Origin of the sequence: Bacillus silvicola (assembly GCF_050524305.1) — a bacterium.
In the GTDB taxonomy this organism is placed as follows: domain Bacteria; phylum Bacillota; class Bacilli; order Bacillales; family Bacillaceae_G; genus Bacillus_A; species Bacillus_A cereus_AT.
The window spans coordinates 959,902-975,131 of record NZ_JBNGVC010000001.1 but is presented as its reverse complement, the minus strand read 5'-3'; the positions used below and the strand labels follow the sequence as shown (position 1 = coordinate 975,131).

Below are 15,230 nucleotides of genomic sequence, written 5' to 3'. Positions count from 1 at the left end.
ATGATAATTATCGTGCGCAGAAAGAATCGAGTAATAAAACGGAGGTTATAATGCGAAAATTATTATATTTTATAGTATGCAGTAGTGTTATACTTTTTGCTTCACCGAGTGTGTCGGTAGCACAATATGATGCACCTCTTATGGAAGATGCCCTTTATTCTGTTTTATTTCCGAAAATAAATAAAGCAATTGAAAAACAATATGGGAGCTTGAAGCCTTATCAATGTCCTAAAATTATTAGTTTAAAAAAAGTGTATAGTGGTACATATTTATTTCAAGCGAGTATTGAAGTAACGAAGTATGAACGTGTTGCTGGGAAAATTGCTCCACCATTTGAGAAGGTAACGATTACATTTAATAACGAAGAGGGCGAATGGGAAGTGACAAAGGTTTCAGTAAAGCGCTTACCAAATGATACAAAATTAAACTGTAAAAAAACAATATAAAAAATTGTTTGACAAATAAAATGGTCCTTTGGTATTGTTAATAGCAACAATTAGATGTTTGAAAATTAAATAGACTTACCTCATCTACTCTCAAAGGTAGAGGCCGCGATAGGAAAGAGTAAGCTATGGGAGATTTAATGGAATCTGTGATCATAGGTTGAAAGGGACTATTGCCGAAATATAAGAATAACCATCTTATTCATATATTGGGACTGCATTGAATAAATGTAGTACTGTCATAAGATTTATTTTATGGAGAGCTATTTGGAGATGTTGATGCGGTTTCTTATTTTGAGAAGATAACAACTCGTTTATTTTTTCAATATATATTTTTCCTAATAAGAAACGCGTGTGAACATTGTTCCGCGCGTTTTTTGTCTATCTAAAAGCGTGCTGCAATGAATAGAAGATTGGGGTTATGAGTTTTAGAGGAAATAAGGGAGGAATTTAAATGTATTTACACGGCACAAGCCGAATCAATGGGCAAGGACACTTAGAAATTGGTGGGTGCGATACGACGCAGCTAGCAAAACAATACGGAACACCACTTTATGTATACGATGAAGAGTCTATTCGAGGAAAGTGCCGCGCGTTTCATCGTGCTTTTAAAGAAAGTGGTTTCTCTTATCAAGTAGCATATGCAAGCAAGGCGTTCTTGTGCATGGAGATGTGCCGAGTAGCTCGTGAAGAGAATATGTCTTTAGACGTTGTTTCTGGAGGAGAATTATATACTGCGCTTCAAGCAGGATTTCCGGCATCGCGCATTCATTTTCACGGAAATAATAAAACAGCAGAAGAAATAATTATGGCTCTTCAGGCGAATATCGGTTGTTTTGTAGTAGATAATTTCTTAGAATTAGAAATTTTACATGATTTAGCAGTGCAACATGGAAAGTTTGTGAACATATTAATCCGTGTAACGCCAGGAGTAGAGGCACATACACACGAATATATAACAACAGGCCAAGAGGATTCGAAATTTGGATTTGGTGTTTCAAATGGTCAAGCGATGCAAGCGATTGAGCTAGCTTTGCAAAAATCAAATTATAATATGCTAGGAATTCACTCGCACATCGGATCACAAATATTCGAAACGGCTGGTTTTGTTCGAGCAATTGAAGTACTACGTCAATTTTTAGAAGAAGTGAGAGAGCGAACAAACTATGTAGTGAAAGTATTGAATGTAGGCGGAGGTTTCGGTATACGTTATACGGAGTCTGATACACCGTTAACACTTGAAACGTATGTGGAGGCTGTAACAAGTACGATAAGAGAGCAGTTTACAGTATGTGAATACCCGCTTCCAGAAATATGGATTGAACCAGGTCGTAGTATCGTAGGTGATGCGGGAACAACAATTTATACAGTTGGAGCGGTGAAAGAGATTCCTGGTATTCGGAAATATGTTTCAGTCGATGGTGGGATGACAGATAATTTAAGACCGGCTCTATATGGAGCGCGTTATGAGGCGATGTTGGCGAATCGAGGGAATCTTGAGAATGAGGAACTCGTTTCGATTGCTGGGAAATGCTGTGAAAGTGGAGATATGCTGATTTGGGATATTAACTTACCGCAAGTTGCTTCTTCTGATTTACTAGCAATTTCTTGTACGGGGGCATATGGGTACTCGATGGCGAATAATTATAATCGTATTCGTAGACCAGCTGTCGTCTTTGCAAAAGGCGGAACATCACAAATTGTTGTAGAGCGTGAAACATATGAAAATATTATTGGGAACGATCGCATACGTATTAAAGAACTTGTTTAAATAGGAAAAAGGAGTTGTTCGGATGGGCAATTCCTTTTTTATAAAATAAAATAATTAAAATATATCGGAAAACTAGGATTGAAAAAAATCAGAATTGTGATAAAATACAAATACAAAGCTTATCAAGAGAAGCGGAGGGAACTGGCCCGGCGAAGCTCGGCAACCTGCTTATAGAAAGCAAGGTGCTAAATCCAGCAAAATGGAATCCATTTTGAAAGATAAGGTAAAATATATTACCGAACAGTCTTTTCGAAATGGGAAAGATTTTTTTTATGAATAAAAAGGGGGGCTGTTCGCGTGAGTGTACGGGAACATTTTGATGAAGTATCTGAGAAAATTCAAGCGATGCTTGCTGATATGAAATATGGTTCCATTACAATTGTTGTGCAAGATGGAAAAGTGATTCAATTAGAAAAAAGTGAAAAAGTACGTTTAAAGTAAAAAGCGCTGACTAGAAAAACTAGAGGCGGTTTTAACCTATTTTATTAGGTTAAAACCGTCTTTTTGCTTTTACAGGGGGAAAAAACATGTTGACGTATGAAACGTGGGAAGAAAATAGTGTTTCATTTTCCGAAGAAGATGAAACGAAAGGCGCGCTATCAGTATTAAGTTGGGCTTATAACGAATATAAAGATGAAATTGTATATGCATGTAGCTTTGGGGTAGAAGGTATGGTTTTGCTGCACCTTATAAACCAAGTAAATCCATCCGCTAAAGTTGTATTTTTGGATACAAATGTACATTTTCGAGAAACGTATGAATTAATTCAAAAGGTGCGGGAACGATTTCCTTCATTAAATATTATAGAAAAACAGCCGGAATTTACACTTGATGAACAAGCGAAGTTGCATGGTGAGAAATTATGGGAGAGTAATCCGAATCTTTGTTGTAAAATTAGAAAAATTTTACCGTTAGAAAAATCATTAGCGGCGGAAAAAGCGTGGATATCGGGCTTAAGGAGGGAACAATCAGAAACGCGTAAGCATACAAAGTTTATAAATCAAGATCATCGCTTTCAATCTATTAAAGTTTGTCCACTCATTCATTGGACGTGGAAAGAAGTGTGGCGATATGTATACAAACATAGCTTGCCGTATAACCCATTGCATGATGTTGGATATCCAAGTATTGGATGTGAGAAGTGTACGTTACCTGTAGGAGAGGGTGGCGATTCGAGAGATGGTAGATGGGCCGGGAAAGTGAAAACAGAATGTGGTCTTCATTACCAATAAGATGAATTTGAAAATAAAGCTAAGAGAGGATATAGAAAATGAGTACAAGAAACGAATTAATAAATCGTATAGACGAGACATACGACGTATCACAAATTGAAAAAGAAATCAAATTAGACAACATTGCGTTAAGTGATTTAGAGCTATTAGCGACAGGGGGATATAGCCCACTAACTGGCTTTTTAGGAAAGAAAGATTATGATTCGGTCGTAGAAACGATTCGTTTAGCAAATGGTAGCGTATGGAGTATACCGATTACATTACCGGTAACAGAAGATGTAGCAGAGAGACTGAAAGTTGGAGAGGAAGTAAAGCTTGTCAGCGATGGAAATATATATGGTGTTATTCAAATAGAAGATATTTTTGTACCAGATAAAGAAAAAGAAGCGTTACTTGTATATAAAACGACGGATGAGGCTCATCCAGGAGTGAAAAAATTATATGAACGACCAAACGTTTACGTCGGAGGAGCTATTATTCTTACAAAACGCTTTGAAAATAATCAATTTCCTTCTTATCATTTAGACCCAATTGAAACGAGAGAAGAATTTAAAAAGCGTGGTTGGAAAACAGTAGTTGGATTTCAAACGAGAAACCCGGTACATCGTGCCCATGAGTACATTCAAAAGTCTGCTCTTGAAATTGTAGATGGTCTCTTTTTGAATCCGCTTGTTGGGGAAACGAAATCAGATGATATTCCTGCTGATGTAAGGATGGAAAGTTATGAAGTATTACTTCATAACTATTACCCTAAAAATCGTGTCTTTTTAGGCGTATTTCCTGCAGCAATGCGTTACGCAGGACCAAGGGAAGCGATATTTCATGCACTAGTAAGAAAGAATTTTGGTTGCACCCACTTTATTGTAGGGCGTGATCATGCTGGGGTAGGGGACTATTACGGAACATATGAAGCGCAGGAAATCTTTACGAATTTTACAGTAGAAGAGTTAGGGATTACGCCGTTATTTTTTGAACATAGTTTTTACTGCACTAAATGTGAAGCGATGGCTTCAACGAAAACATGTCCGCATGGAAAAGAAGACCATGTTATTTTATCGGGTACGAAAGTAAGAGAACTATTAAGAAACGGTGAGATTCCGCCAAGTACATTTAGTCGTAAAGAAGTAGTGGAAGTGCTAATTAAAGGCTTGAAAAAAGAAGTAGTAACAGAATAGGGAGAGAACGAGATGGATACGAATATTACTTGGCATACAGCTTCTGTTTCAAAAGATGAGAAAAGAGTGAAGAATGGGCATCACAGTTTTGTAGTTTGGTTTACTGGTTTATCGGCTTCGGGTAAATCTACAGTAGCGAATGCGGTTGCTCGTAAACTATTTGAAAAGAATATTGGAAATTACGTGTTAGATGGAGATAATATTCGCCACGGTTTAAATAAGGATTTAGGATTTTCTGAAAGTGACCGTATGGAAAATATACGACGTATTGGTGAAGTAGCGAAGTTATTTGTAGATCAAGGAACGGTTGTCCTTACAGCGTTTATTTCACCGTTTCGAGTAGACCGTAAACAAGTTAGAGACCTTTTGGCAGTAGACGAATTTATTGAAGTCTTTGTAAAGTGTCCGATCGAAGAATGTGAGAAACGTGATCCGAAAGGGCTTTATAAAAAAGCGAGACAAGGTGATATTAAAGAATTTACTGGTATTGATTCGCCTTATGAGGAACCAGGGAAGCCAGAATTAATCGTAGAGACACATAAGAATTCTATTGAAGAATGCGCAGAACAAATTGTGAATTATTTACAAGAGCGTAGTTTCATATAGGGGGATAAAAGATGAGTTATGAAAAAGTGTGGGCAAATAATGAAAAATTGAATCCGTCTGAGAAAAAGAAATTAGAAAAAGATGGATTAGAAATCTTTAATGACATTCCTTACTATGCGGAGAATGGATTTGAATCTATTCCGAAAGAAGAGTGGGACTCCTTTAAATGGGCCGGATTGTATTTGCAACGGCCGAAAGAAGCTGGATATTTTATGATGCGTGTAAATATTCCTTCAGGGATTATTACAAATGCGCAGGCAGAAGCGCTTGCTTCTATCGCCGAGGATTATGGACGCGATGTAATAGATATTACGACAAGACAGGCGATTCAGTTTCACTGGTTAGAAATTCAGCAAATTCCAGATATTTTTAAAAGATTAGCAAGAGTTGGATTATCTTCAGCAGGGGCGTGTGGTGATATAACGCGTAACATTACAGGGAATCCACTTGCTGGAATTGATGGAAATGAACTCTTTGATACGACGCATATTGTTAAAGAAATATATGACTATTTCCAGCACAATGAAGAGTTTTCGAACCTGCCACGTAAATTTAAGATGTCTATTAGTTCGAATATTTACAATTCTGCAAACGCAGAGATTAACTGTGTTGCATTTACACCTGCAACGAAAGAGATAAATGGTGAGAAAAAAGTTGGCTTTCATATAAAAGTAGGCGGGGGCTTATCAGCTCGTCCATACTTAGCAGAAGAATTAGACGTGTTCGTTTTACCAGAAGAAGTGAAAAAGGTAGCGATTGCGATTGCTACTATATTCCGTGATTTTGGATATCGCGAAAAACGTCATTTAGCACGTTTGAAATTTCTTGTTGCAGACTGGGGTGCAGAGAAATTTAAAGAGAAGCTAATAGAGTATACAGGACCGTTACAAAATAAAGGAAAAAGTGCACTCAAAGGATGGAATGCAGGCTATTTTTATGGTGTTCAAGATCAAAAACAAAAAGGATTAAAATATGTCGGATTTAATGTACCAGTAGGACGTTTACATGCAGAAGAAATGTTTGAGATTGCCAGAATTGCAAAGCAATATGGAAATGGACAAATTCGTACATGTAATTCACAAAATTTCATCATTCCGAATGTTCCACCAGAAAATGTAGCGGGTTTACTAAGTGAACCGTTGTTTGAGGCAATATCTGCAAGTCCGAAATCATTTATTGGTCATGCGGTTTCATGTACTGGTATTGAATATTGCAATCTTGCTCTAGTAGAAACGAAAGAAAGATTACGGAAAATTGCGGAATACTTAGATACACAAATTGCACTCGATGTTCCAGTTCGAATTCATATGGTAGGATGTCCAAATTCATGTGGTCAACGTCAAATTGCTGACATCGGATTACAAGGGGTGAAAATGAAAACGAAGGAAAAAGGAATAGTTGAAGCATTTGAAATATATGTAGGTGGAACGTTGTTAGATGGCGGTGCTTATAATCAAAAGCTAAAAGGAAAAATAGATGGTGAAGATCTACCAGATGTGCTCGCATCATTTATAAGTTATTTCAAAGAGAATAAGTTACCAGCTGAAACGTTTTATGATTTTGTTGGCCGCGTTGGCGTAGAAGAATTACAGTTGACATTAAATCACGTATTAGAAGAGCTAATAGCGTCTTAGGAGGGACAATATGGATTTATATCGTTTTGAAGCTGTATTAGCGAATAGTATTGTTCCAATTGTTGTTGTTGCTCAAAGTGAAGAACAGGCGTTTAAGCTTGCGGAAATTGAGCTTGAAAAACATTTTTTACCGTTGCCAGAAGTAAAGGAGATTTCTTTGTTTGAAAAAAAGAAGATTCGAAAAGGTGCGGCATTTGTTGTTCATGAGTAAATAACATTGTAATACGAAAGTATTCTAACTTCCATTCATATAAAAGGATGGAAGTTTCACTTTAATAGTAGAAATGAGGAGAGATGATGGGGAAGGTTTATATCGTTGGAGCGGGTCCTGGCGATCCGGATTTAATCACTGTTAAAGGGTTGAAATGTATCGAGAAGGCAGATGTTATTTTATACGACCGCCTCGTGAATAAAGAGTTGCTTTCATACGCAAAGCCTGAAGCAGATTTAATTTATTGCGGGAAACTCCCGAATTATCACACGATGAAGCAAGAGACAATTAACACATTTCTTATTAAATATGCGAAGAAAGGAAAAGTTGTAACGAGACTAAAGGGCGGGGATCCATTTGTATTTGGAAGAGGTGGAGAAGAAGCCGAAGCGTTAGCCAAACAAAGTATCCCATTTGAAATTATTCCTGGTATTTCAGCTGGTATAGCCGCTCCTGCTTACGCTGGAATTCCAGTAACACACCGCGATGCAAGTGCAAGTTTTGCTATTGTGACAGGACATAGAAAAGAGGATGCTGAAGAGGAAGTGAAGTGGGAAAGTTTAGCGAAAGGTGTAGATACATTAGCGGTCTATATGGGGGTTAGTAATTTACCTTATATATGTGAACAACTTATAAAACATGGAAAAGATCAAAGTACACCTGCCGCTATCATTGAGTGGGGGACCACATCTATGCAGCGTACTGTTACAGGGACGTTAGGAACAATTATAGATGTTGCTAAAAAAGAAAAAATTCAAAATCCAAGTATGATTATTATTGGAGAAGTTGTCCGTTTTAGAGAAAAGATACATTGGTTTGAGAAACAAGTGGAAAATGCATATCCAGTAAGCGGAGTATTGTAAAATGAAGGCTGTCTTGTATATATGTCATGGAAGCCGTTTGAAAGCAGCAAAAGAAGAAGCGGTTGCATTTATTACGTCATGTATGAACCGTGTAGAGGCAAAGATTCAAGAAGTTTGTTTTTTAGAGCTAGCGAGTCCTTCTATTGAAGAAGGATTTCGTACATGTGTGAAGCGTGGTGCTACAGAGATTGTCGCTATTCCTGTTTTTTTATTAGCGGCAGGACATGTAAAGAAAGATATTCCGCTTGAATTACGAAAGTTAAACGAGGAATATCCGGATATCAAAATAGTGTATGGTAATCCATTTGGTGTATCAGAAGTGCTTGTAAAAGCGGTATATAACGGAAGTGGCATTAAAGACTATGAAGAAGAAGTAACACTTTTGCTCGTTGCAAGAGGAAGCAGTGATCCGGAAACTTTACAAGACATGAAGTGGATTTCTTCTTTATTTCAAAAAGAAGAGAACATTAAAGAGGTGGAAATTTGTTATTTAGCAGCTGCGGAGCCAAAGTTTGAGGAGAAGTTGAGGGAAGTTGTAGAACGAGAAGAAAAGAGTATTGTTGTACTACCTTATTTATTGTTTACAGGCTTACTTATGAAACATGTTGAGAAAGAAGTGCTTCAATATGAGTTGGAAGAGATAAAAATAAGTCCATATTTAGGGAAGAATGAAGCGTTTCGAGAGATGTTAATTCAGAAAACAGAGGGAATATTGGAGGGAGAACAATATGTATCCACTTACAGTGCGAGTTGATAAGAAACGTGTTGTTGTCATTGGTGGAGGGAAAGTAGCAGGGTTTAAAATTGTTCCCTTACTAAAACAAGGTGCGGATATAATTGTGATAAGTACAGAATTAGATGCGAATTTAGTAAAACTTGTAGAAGAAAAGCAAATTCGTTGGTATCAAAGGGAGTATGAGAAAAGTGATATCGCCGATGCTTTTTTAGTAGTTGCAGCGACTAGCGATTCGGTACTAAATGAACAAATTGCTGAAGATGCCTCGGCAAATCAATTGGTAAATGTTATTACGAATCCGGAAAGTGGAAATGTTCATTTTCCGGCGGCAATTCATCGTGGATTGCTTAATGTAGCTGTTTCTACTGGAGGGGCTAGTCCGAAACTTGCAAAAAAAATTCGCGATGATATTGCAAATAAATATGATGAGAACTATGAATCATATCTTGATTTTTTATATGAAGTTAGAATAAAAGTGAAAGAATTACAAGTAGAGAAAAGGCAGAAAAATATATTATTGCAAGAAGTATTAAAGTCGATATATGTTCAAAATGAACAGAAAAGAGAAATTTTTTTACAAGAATTAGAGAGGGAACTTCATGTAGGATAGTGAGTGAATTGTGCTTTACAAATATAAAAATATAATTTATAATCACAAGTAACTTCAATAGATGAAATCGATGAGCAAGAAGAGTACGTATATTTGAGGCGTTCAGAGAGCTGGGGTAAGGTGTGAGCCCGGTACGATAAAATATACAGAATGGGCTTGCGAGAGGTATGTTGAACATTGTAGTAGGCAACCCGGGTTCCGCCGTTAAAAGGATAGAGTATCGGAATTTTTCCTGTACTTGAACAAGTGGGATTTATCAATCCAATTGAGGTGGTACCACGGTATTTACATTACATATATCGTCCTCTACATGCATATTTGCGTGTAGGGGACTTTTTTATTTTCTAAAGGAGGTGTGCGAGTATGAAATGAAAGTGTATAATTAGTAAAAGTTTAAATATTCAGAAAAGGAGAAATTATGATGGAAGAAACACAGCAATGGACGTCGAAAATAGGCTTTGTACTCGCAGCAGCCGGAGCCGCAGTAGGTCTTGGTGCCATATGGAAATTTCCATATGTTGCAGGTAATGGTGGGGGAGGCGCATTCTTCCTTGTATTTTTACTATTAACTTTATTTATAGGTATGCCGCTTCTTTTAGCTGAATTTGTTATTGGACGTAGTACGCAAAAAGAGGCAGTTACAGCTTATAAGGTATTAGTACCGAATAGTAAGTTATATCCTTGGATTGGTCGCATGGGAGTTGTTACTTGTTTTAGTGTACTATCTTTTTATAGTGTTGTAGGTGGATGGATTTTACTGTACTTATACTATAGTGTTACAGGAAGCTTCTGGAGTGGTGTTGCTGATTATGGACAATTGTTTGGTGAAACGATTTCAAATCCAGTAAGCGCGATTGGAGCGCAATTTATCTTTATGCTTTGCACTATTTTTGTTGTAAGTAAAGGTGTAGAGAAGGGGATAGAAAAAGCAAGTAAGTATATGATGCCGCTATTATTCATTTTATTTATTGCTATCATTATTCGTGCGTTAACACTTGATGGTGCTATGGCTGGGGTAGAGTTCTTCTTAAAACCAGATTTTTCAAAGCTTACAGCAGATACGATTTTATATGCGATGGGGCAATCTTTCTTCTCACTAACGGTAGGTGCCTCGGTAATGGTAACGTATAGTTCGTATTTAAAGAAAGAAGAGCATTTAGCTAAATCAGCGACATCTATTGTAAGTTTAACGGTATTTATTACAGTACTTGCAGGGTTAGCGATTTTCCCAGCGATTTTCGCATTAGGAGTTAAACCGACAGAAGGACCAGGGTTACTGTTTATCGTTCTTCCTGCTGTCTTTGCAAAAATTCCATTTGGGCAATTTTTCTTCATTATGTTTTTAGTTTTATTCTTCTTTGCGACTTTAACATCTGCGATTTCAATGCTTGAAATTGTAGTAGCATCTGTTGCGAAAGATAATGAGAAGAAGCGTCCATCAGCTTCGTTATTAATTGGTATTCTTATTTTTGCAGTTGGAATTCCATCAGCGTTATCGTTTGGAATTATGAGTGATGTGAAAATATTTGGTAAGACATTCTTTGATTTCGTCGATTTTTCGGTAAGTAATGTATTACTGCCACTCGGAGTACTAGCCATTTCGCTATTTGTACCAAATAAAATGAGTAAAGAGCTATTAATGAAAGAATTAGAAGTTACGGAAACGAAAGGGAAAACATTGTTTAATATTTGGTTCTTCTTGCTTAGGTATGTTATTCCGGTAACTGTAATTATCGTATTTTTAAATGCGATAGGCGTATTTAAAATGTTTGCATAATAAAAAGACGGAGATGTGGATTCTCCGTCTTTTTATTGTGTTGTAGGTGTATTTAATAAGCGATTATATGCTTTATAAGCTGTGACAACAGCGATAAAAGAACCAATTAAAAATAACGCTGAGCCACCGAATGTAAATAGCCGGCCAATGTATGTTTCTCTTGCTTCTTCTATTTCTTGTTGTAATTGTGTATTCATATTTATCACCTCGCAAAATATAGGCATTTAGTTGTAGTCTATGTGAAATGCCTACAAAGTGTGAAATGATAGTAAAAAAACTCGGTATGCACCGAGTTTTTTATAATCCGATATAAGGAGATGGATCAACTGCGTTTGTCTTACCGACATTCCATTCTCCTAGGTGAAGTTCAAAGTGTAAATGTTGTCCGTAGGATTGTCCAGTATTCCCCATAAATCCAAGTTGATCACCTTGTTTTACGGTCTGTCCATTAGATACAGAACGGCTACTCATATGTGCATATACAGTTGTATATGTTTTTCCGTTTATACGGTGAGATAAGTATACAACGTTTCCGTAACTAGATGATAATTCTGAACGGATAACGACGCCATCTGCAGCGGCAATAATTGGAATCGTTCCCGAAGCTGCGATGTCAATTCCTTTATGGTTATCTAAAGAACGTGTGCCAAACCCAGAAGTTTTCGATCCGGCTGCTGGTTTAATAAATCCACCTATATTCGTATCGTGTGGTACTGGAGCAGCCTGAGCAGGTGTAGCAGCTTGTTTGCGTGCTTCTTCAGCCTTATGTGCCTCTTCAGCTTTACGTGCTTCTTCCGCACGTTTTTCTTCTTCAATTGCTTTTTGAACAGCTTGACGCTGGTTTTCTAAAATGCCTTTTGATTCTTCTAACCCTTCAATCTCTGAATCTACTTTTGCTACTTTCGTATGTAGATCGTTAATAAGAGCTTGTTGCTGTTGTTGGTTACTTTGCAATTCTTGCTGTTTTTGTTCTAATTTTTGCTCAGATTCTTTCAGTTGTTGCTCTTTTTTCTCAACAGCCTCTTTTTCTGTCGTCACAGCATTTTGATCACTTGTTTGCTTTTTCACAATATCTGTATCGTTATTTAAAATTAAACTTACAGAATACATATTATCAACAAGATCGGCAATATTTGCAGAACTTGTTATTACTTCTGTAATGATACTCGTACGAGGCTTTTCTTGCATAGATTGTAGTCTTTGTTTAATAACTTCCTGTCGTGTATCTATATTCGTTTGTAATTGCTCTATATGTTTCTTTTTTTCGGTAATAACTTGCTGTGTGTTGCTAATTTCTTTTTTTGTATCGTTCAATTCAGCTTCGTTTTTATTAATAGAAGTAGTTAATTCGTCGATTTTCTTTTGTAATTCTTGGATTTCTTTTTCTATTTGTTCTTTCTCAGCTGATTTATTTTGTAAGTCATTTTGTTTGCCTTCTAATTCGGATTGAATGTCAGTTAATTTATCTTGATTTGTTTCAGCGTACACGGGTGAAAGTAACGGGGAAGCAAAAATCGTTCCTGCTGCTAAAACACTAATCGCTGCAAATTTCTTTTTCATTGTTGTCTGGCTCCTTTCCCTATGAATGTTATATATCATGAGAAGAAGAGTGTCTATCGTTGTAATCATAATGTAAAGAAAATTTTATAATTTTGCTAAGTTTTGTCGGAATTTAGTATCTTTTCGTAGTGTTTGTCATAAAGTTAAAATTCTTGAATGTATAGAAAAAGATATCAATTTCTATATTTCTTTTTAAAATCATGGGAAATGATGGAGTTTTCCATAATGAAACAGTATTTTAAAAACCTATCAATCACTAGTGAGGAATCGATTTCATGTGAGGTTTTCTGACATGGGGTTTGTTTTTGTCAAGAAAATTATTTGCATTCGTGCAAACTTATTTTGTTGTCAGATTTTAATTTTTGATTTATGATTTTTAACAGGGACAAAATGTAGTGAATTGTCGAATAATATGTAATACTCTTAATTTCTTAGTTTTATAGATATAGATAGAATGAGGGATAGATAGAGTGACACATCGAGGGGGTTACAACAAGTATGAAAAGAATAGGACTTGCATGGCAAATATTAATTGGTCTTGCGCTTGGTATTGCAGTTGGGGCGATTTTCTTTGGCAATCCAGAAGTGGTGAAGTACTTACAACCAATTGGTGATATTTTCATCCGATTAATTAAGATGATTGTTGTACCGATTGTTGTAGCAAGTATTGTTGTTGGGGTTGCTGGTGTTGGCGATGTTAAGAAGTTAGGCCGACTAGGCGGAAAAACAATTATTTACTTTGAAATTATTACAACGATTGCAATTGCTGTTGGTCTATTAATAGCAAACATTTTCCAACCTGGAAAAGGCGTTGATATGGATAAGTTAACAAAAACAGATATTTCTAAATATACACATACGACAGAGCAAGTACAAAGTCATTCGTTCGCGGATACGTTTGTAAATATTGTTCCGACGAACATTATGAAATCATTAGCTGAAGGTGATATGCTGGCTATTATCTTCTTCTCAGTATTATTTGGTTTAGGTGTAGCAGCAGTTGGTGAGCGTGGCAAACCAGTTCTACAATTTTTCCAAGGTGTAGCAGATGCAATGTTTTATGTAACGAACCAAGTTATGAAGTTTGCACCATTTGGTGTATTTGCATTAATTGGTGTTACAGTTTCTACATTCGGATTAGCTTCATTAATTCCATTAGGGAAATTACTCATTGTAGTATATGGGGCAATGATATTCTTCGTTGTAGTCGTATTAGGACTTACAGCGAAAATCTTTGGAATAAATATTTTCCAATTCTTTAAGATTTTAAAAGACGAGCTGATCTTAGCGTATTCTACAGCAAGTTCAGAAACGGTTTTACCGAAAATTATGGAGAAAATGGAAAAGTTCGGTTGTCCGAAAGCAATTACATCTTTCGTTATTCCAACAGGTTATTCATTTAACTTAGATGGATCAACTTTATATCAAGCGATTGCGGCAATTTTCTTAGCGCAAATGTACGGTATTGAATTATCCATTACACAACAAATTACGTTATTACTTGTATTAATGGTTACATCAAAAGGTATCGCAGGTGTACCGGGCGTATCATTCGTTGTATTATTAGCAACACTGGGTACAGTAGGTATTCCAGCTGAAGGTTTAGCGTTTATTGCAGGTATTGACCGTATTCTTGATATGGCTCGTACAGCAGTTAACGTTGTAGGTAACTCTTTAGCGGCTGTAGTTATGTCTAAGTGGGAAGGTCAATATGACGCTGAAAAAGGACAAGCCTATTTAAAAGAGATATCTGAAAAGGGTCAAGCAGCTTAATTATAATATGAACAAGCTCTCACATAATATGTGGGGGCTTTTCTATATATAGAAGAGGAGCGGACGTAATGAAACGTAAATATGGTGACGGTTCTTCGTGGAAGCGACTAATAGAGAAGGATTATAGGGTTAAGCAAGTAGAAGAGGGAATGTTAGGAATACTAGACATAAAAAAGGTGAGAGAGCCTAGTTATAAAGAGTACAATAGTAAAGAACTTTGCATTGCAGGTGATGGGTATACATGGATTCAATATTTTATAAACGGGAAAAACTTTGCAATTACAGCTATGTTAGACGATCAAAAAAAATTAGTGCAATATTATATCGATGTGACGAAAGAATTTAAAGTAGACGATCGTGGTTTACCTTATTTTGATGATTTATATTTAGATGTAGTGTTATTACCGAATGGTAAAATGTATGTATTGGATGAAGATGAGCTAGAGAATGCTTATAAAAGTGGCGATGTTACAAAAGAAGAGTATGAGTTAGCTTGGTACACTACGAAATGTATCATAGCTACAATAAAAAAGAGTGAATTTTATTGGATTTCAATATTGGAAGAAGAAATCAAAAAGTTAAAATGATTGTTGTATTCAAATTTTTGTATAATTACCAAAAAAATCTATACAAAAAATAATTGACTTTTGTTTTGTAAGCGAGTAAAGTTAGGGAAGAAATTATTATTAAAAAATAAATATGAAACCTTCTTATAAAGAGAGGCGGAGGGACTGGCCCTACGATGCCTCGGCAGCGGACTCGATTTTAGAGTGCTGTGCCAAATCCAGCAAGCATGTGCTTGAAAGATGAGAAGAGCGTTTCTTATAGATGTATAAGAC

General features: G+C 36.3%; 16 protein-coding genes, 3 riboswitches and 1 other annotated feature. Of the genes, 14 read left to right on the top strand and 2 right to left on the bottom strand.

The features are described from left to right. The first annotated feature begins 50 nt into the window (after window positions 1–50). The 12 genes from ACP6L7_RS05125 to ACP6L7_RS05070 all read left to right on the top strand — a co-directional run bounded on the left by ACP6L7_RS05125 (window position 51) and on the right by ACP6L7_RS05070 (window position 11,058). Window positions 51–446, top strand: a complete 396-nt coding sequence (locus tag ACP6L7_RS05125; RefSeq protein WP_001228834.1) for a DUF3888 domain-containing protein — start codon at window positions 51–53, stop codon at window positions 444–446. An 89-nt stretch (window positions 447–535) separates the two neighbouring features. Next, a riboswitch (Lysine riboswitch) is annotated at window positions 536–717 on the top strand. 180 nt (window positions 718–897) lie between these two features. Next, window positions 898–2,214, top strand: a complete 1,317-nt coding sequence (gene lysA, locus ACP6L7_RS05120) for a diaminopimelate decarboxylase (protein ID WP_097831784.1) — start codon at window positions 898–900, stop codon at window positions 2,212–2,214. A 116-nt stretch (window positions 2,215–2,330) separates the two neighbouring features. After that, window positions 2,331–2,439, top strand: a riboswitch (SAM riboswitch). Between the two features lie 72 nt (window positions 2,440–2,511). Further along, window positions 2,512–2,655, top strand: a complete 144-nt coding sequence (locus tag ACP6L7_RS05115; RefSeq protein WP_000116159.1) for a YezD family protein — start codon at window positions 2,512–2,514, stop codon at window positions 2,653–2,655. Window positions 2,656–2,741: 86 nt separating this feature from the next. Continuing rightward, window positions 2,742–3,446, top strand: coding sequence for a phosphoadenylyl-sulfate reductase (locus ACP6L7_RS05110; RefSeq protein ID WP_097831783.1), 705 nt, complete (start codon window positions 2,742–2,744; stop codon window positions 3,444–3,446). Between the two features lie 38 nt (window positions 3,447–3,484). Continuing rightward, window positions 3,485–4,621, top strand: a complete 1,137-nt coding sequence (gene sat, locus ACP6L7_RS05105) for a sulfate adenylyltransferase (RefSeq protein ID WP_097831782.1) — start codon at window positions 3,485–3,487, stop codon at window positions 4,619–4,621. Between the two features lie 12 nt (window positions 4,622–4,633). Continuing rightward, window positions 4,634–5,227: an adenylyl-sulfate kinase gene (gene cysC, locus ACP6L7_RS05100; RefSeq protein ID WP_097831781.1), complete on the top strand. Its 594-nt coding sequence runs from the start codon at window positions 4,634–4,636 to the stop codon at window positions 5,225–5,227. 11 nt (window positions 5,228–5,238) lie between these two features. Continuing rightward, a complete protein-coding gene (locus ACP6L7_RS05095) occupies window positions 5,239–6,861 on the top strand; it encodes a nitrite/sulfite reductase (RefSeq protein ID WP_097831780.1) in 1,623 nt (540 codons plus the stop codon). Window positions 6,862–6,871: 10 nt separating this feature from the next. Beyond that, window positions 6,872–7,072, top strand: a complete 201-nt coding sequence (locus ACP6L7_RS05090; RefSeq protein ID WP_097831779.1) for a DUF3906 family protein — start codon at window positions 6,872–6,874, stop codon at window positions 7,070–7,072. 86 nt (window positions 7,073–7,158) lie between these two features. Then, a complete protein-coding gene (gene cobA, locus ACP6L7_RS05085; protein ID WP_098361687.1) occupies window positions 7,159–7,935 on the top strand; it encodes a uroporphyrinogen-III C-methyltransferase in 777 nt (258 codons plus the stop codon). A 1-nt stretch (window position 7,936) separates the two neighbouring features. Next, window positions 7,937–8,689, top strand: a complete 753-nt coding sequence (locus ACP6L7_RS05080; protein ID WP_097831777.1) for a sirohydrochlorin chelatase — start codon at window positions 7,937–7,939, stop codon at window positions 8,687–8,689. Then, complete coding sequence (locus ACP6L7_RS05075) at window positions 8,664–9,281, top strand: NAD(P)-binding protein (RefSeq protein WP_097831776.1); 618 nt, start codon at window positions 8,664–8,666, stop codon at window positions 9,279–9,281. Before ACP6L7_RS05080 ends, ACP6L7_RS05075 begins: the two co-directional genes overlap by 26 nt. 61 nt (window positions 9,282–9,342) lie before the next feature. Continuing rightward, window positions 9,343–9,591 (top strand) — a binding site (T-box leader). A gap of 111 nt (window positions 9,592–9,702) precedes the next feature. After that, complete coding sequence (locus ACP6L7_RS05070; protein ID WP_141533337.1) at window positions 9,703–11,058, top strand: sodium-dependent transporter; 1,356 nt, start codon at window positions 9,703–9,705, stop codon at window positions 11,056–11,058. A 32-nt stretch (window positions 11,059–11,090) separates the two neighbouring features. Here the strand turns inward: ACP6L7_RS05070 and ACP6L7_RS05065 are convergent, their stop codons facing one another. Together ACP6L7_RS05065 and ACP6L7_RS05060 are read right to left on the bottom strand one after the other, a co-directional pair. Beyond that, the gene (locus tag ACP6L7_RS05065) at window positions 11,091–11,255 is read right to left on the bottom strand and encodes a hypothetical protein (RefSeq protein WP_002135196.1); all 165 of its coding nucleotides are present in this window, start codon (window positions 11,253–11,255) and stop codon (window positions 11,091–11,093) included. 100 nt (window positions 11,256–11,355) lie between these two features. Beyond that, the gene (locus ACP6L7_RS05060) at window positions 11,356–12,618 is read right to left on the bottom strand and encodes a murein hydrolase activator EnvC family protein (RefSeq protein WP_097831774.1); all 1,263 of its coding nucleotides are present in this window, start codon (window positions 12,616–12,618) and stop codon (window positions 11,356–11,358) included. A gap of 498 nt (window positions 12,619–13,116) precedes the next feature. On the opposite strand from ACP6L7_RS05060, the gene gltP reads away from it, so the two are divergent. Then, complete coding sequence (gene gltP / locus ACP6L7_RS05055) at window positions 13,117–14,391, top strand: glutamate/aspartate:proton symporter GltP (RefSeq protein WP_002086711.1); 1,275 nt, start codon at window positions 13,117–13,119, stop codon at window positions 14,389–14,391. A 68-nt stretch (window positions 14,392–14,459) separates the two neighbouring features. Continuing rightward, window positions 14,460–14,978 (top strand): ribonuclease FAU-1 family protein, encoded by a 519-nt coding sequence (locus ACP6L7_RS05050; RefSeq protein ID WP_097831773.1) that lies wholly within the window; start codon window positions 14,460–14,462, stop codon window positions 14,976–14,978. Between the two features lie 120 nt (window positions 14,979–15,098). Further along, window positions 15,099–15,204: riboswitch (SAM riboswitch) on the top strand. Window positions 15,205–15,230 lie beyond the last annotated feature (26 nt).

What these genes read in the sequence shown, in the direction of transcription:
- ACP6L7_RS05125 (WP_001228834.1), top strand. Translation starts at nt 51, where the DNA reads ATGCGAAAATTATTATATTTTATAGTATGCAGTAGTGTTATACTTTTT.
- lysA (WP_097831784.1), top strand. Translation starts at nt 898, where the DNA reads ATGTATTTACACGGCACAAGCCGAATCAATGGGCAAGGACACTTAGAA.
- ACP6L7_RS05110 (WP_097831783.1), top strand. Translation starts at nt 2,742, where the DNA reads ATGTTGACGTATGAAACGTGGGAAGAAAATAGTGTTTCATTTTCCGAA.
- sat (WP_097831782.1), top strand. Translation starts at nt 3,485, where the DNA reads ATGAGTACAAGAAACGAATTAATAAATCGTATAGACGAGACATACGAC.
- cysC (WP_097831781.1), top strand. Translation starts at nt 4,634, where the DNA reads ATGGATACGAATATTACTTGGCATACAGCTTCTGTTTCAAAAGATGAG.
- ACP6L7_RS05095 (WP_097831780.1), top strand. Translation starts at nt 5,239, where the DNA reads ATGAGTTATGAAAAAGTGTGGGCAAATAATGAAAAATTGAATCCGTCT.
- ACP6L7_RS05090 (WP_097831779.1), top strand. Translation starts at nt 6,872, where the DNA reads ATGGATTTATATCGTTTTGAAGCTGTATTAGCGAATAGTATTGTTCCA.
- cobA (WP_098361687.1), top strand. Translation starts at nt 7,159, where the DNA reads ATGGGGAAGGTTTATATCGTTGGAGCGGGTCCTGGCGATCCGGATTTA.
- ACP6L7_RS05080 (WP_097831777.1), top strand. Translation starts at nt 7,937, where the DNA reads ATGAAGGCTGTCTTGTATATATGTCATGGAAGCCGTTTGAAAGCAGCA.
- ACP6L7_RS05075 (WP_097831776.1), top strand. Translation starts at nt 8,664, where the DNA reads ATGTATCCACTTACAGTGCGAGTTGATAAGAAACGTGTTGTTGTCATT.
- ACP6L7_RS05070 (WP_141533337.1), top strand. Translation starts at nt 9,703, where the DNA reads ATGGAAGAAACACAGCAATGGACGTCGAAAATAGGCTTTGTACTCGCA.
- ACP6L7_RS05065 (WP_002135196.1), bottom strand. Translation starts at nt 11,255, where the DNA reads ATGAATACACAATTACAACAAGAAATAGAAGAAGCAAGAGAAACATAC.
- ACP6L7_RS05060 (WP_097831774.1), bottom strand. Translation starts at nt 12,618, where the DNA reads ATGAAAAAGAAATTTGCAGCGATTAGTGTTTTAGCAGCAGGAACGATT.
- gltP (WP_002086711.1), top strand. Translation starts at nt 13,117, where the DNA reads ATGAAAAGAATAGGACTTGCATGGCAAATATTAATTGGTCTTGCGCTT.
- ACP6L7_RS05050 (WP_097831773.1), top strand. Translation starts at nt 14,460, where the DNA reads ATGAAACGTAAATATGGTGACGGTTCTTCGTGGAAGCGACTAATAGAG.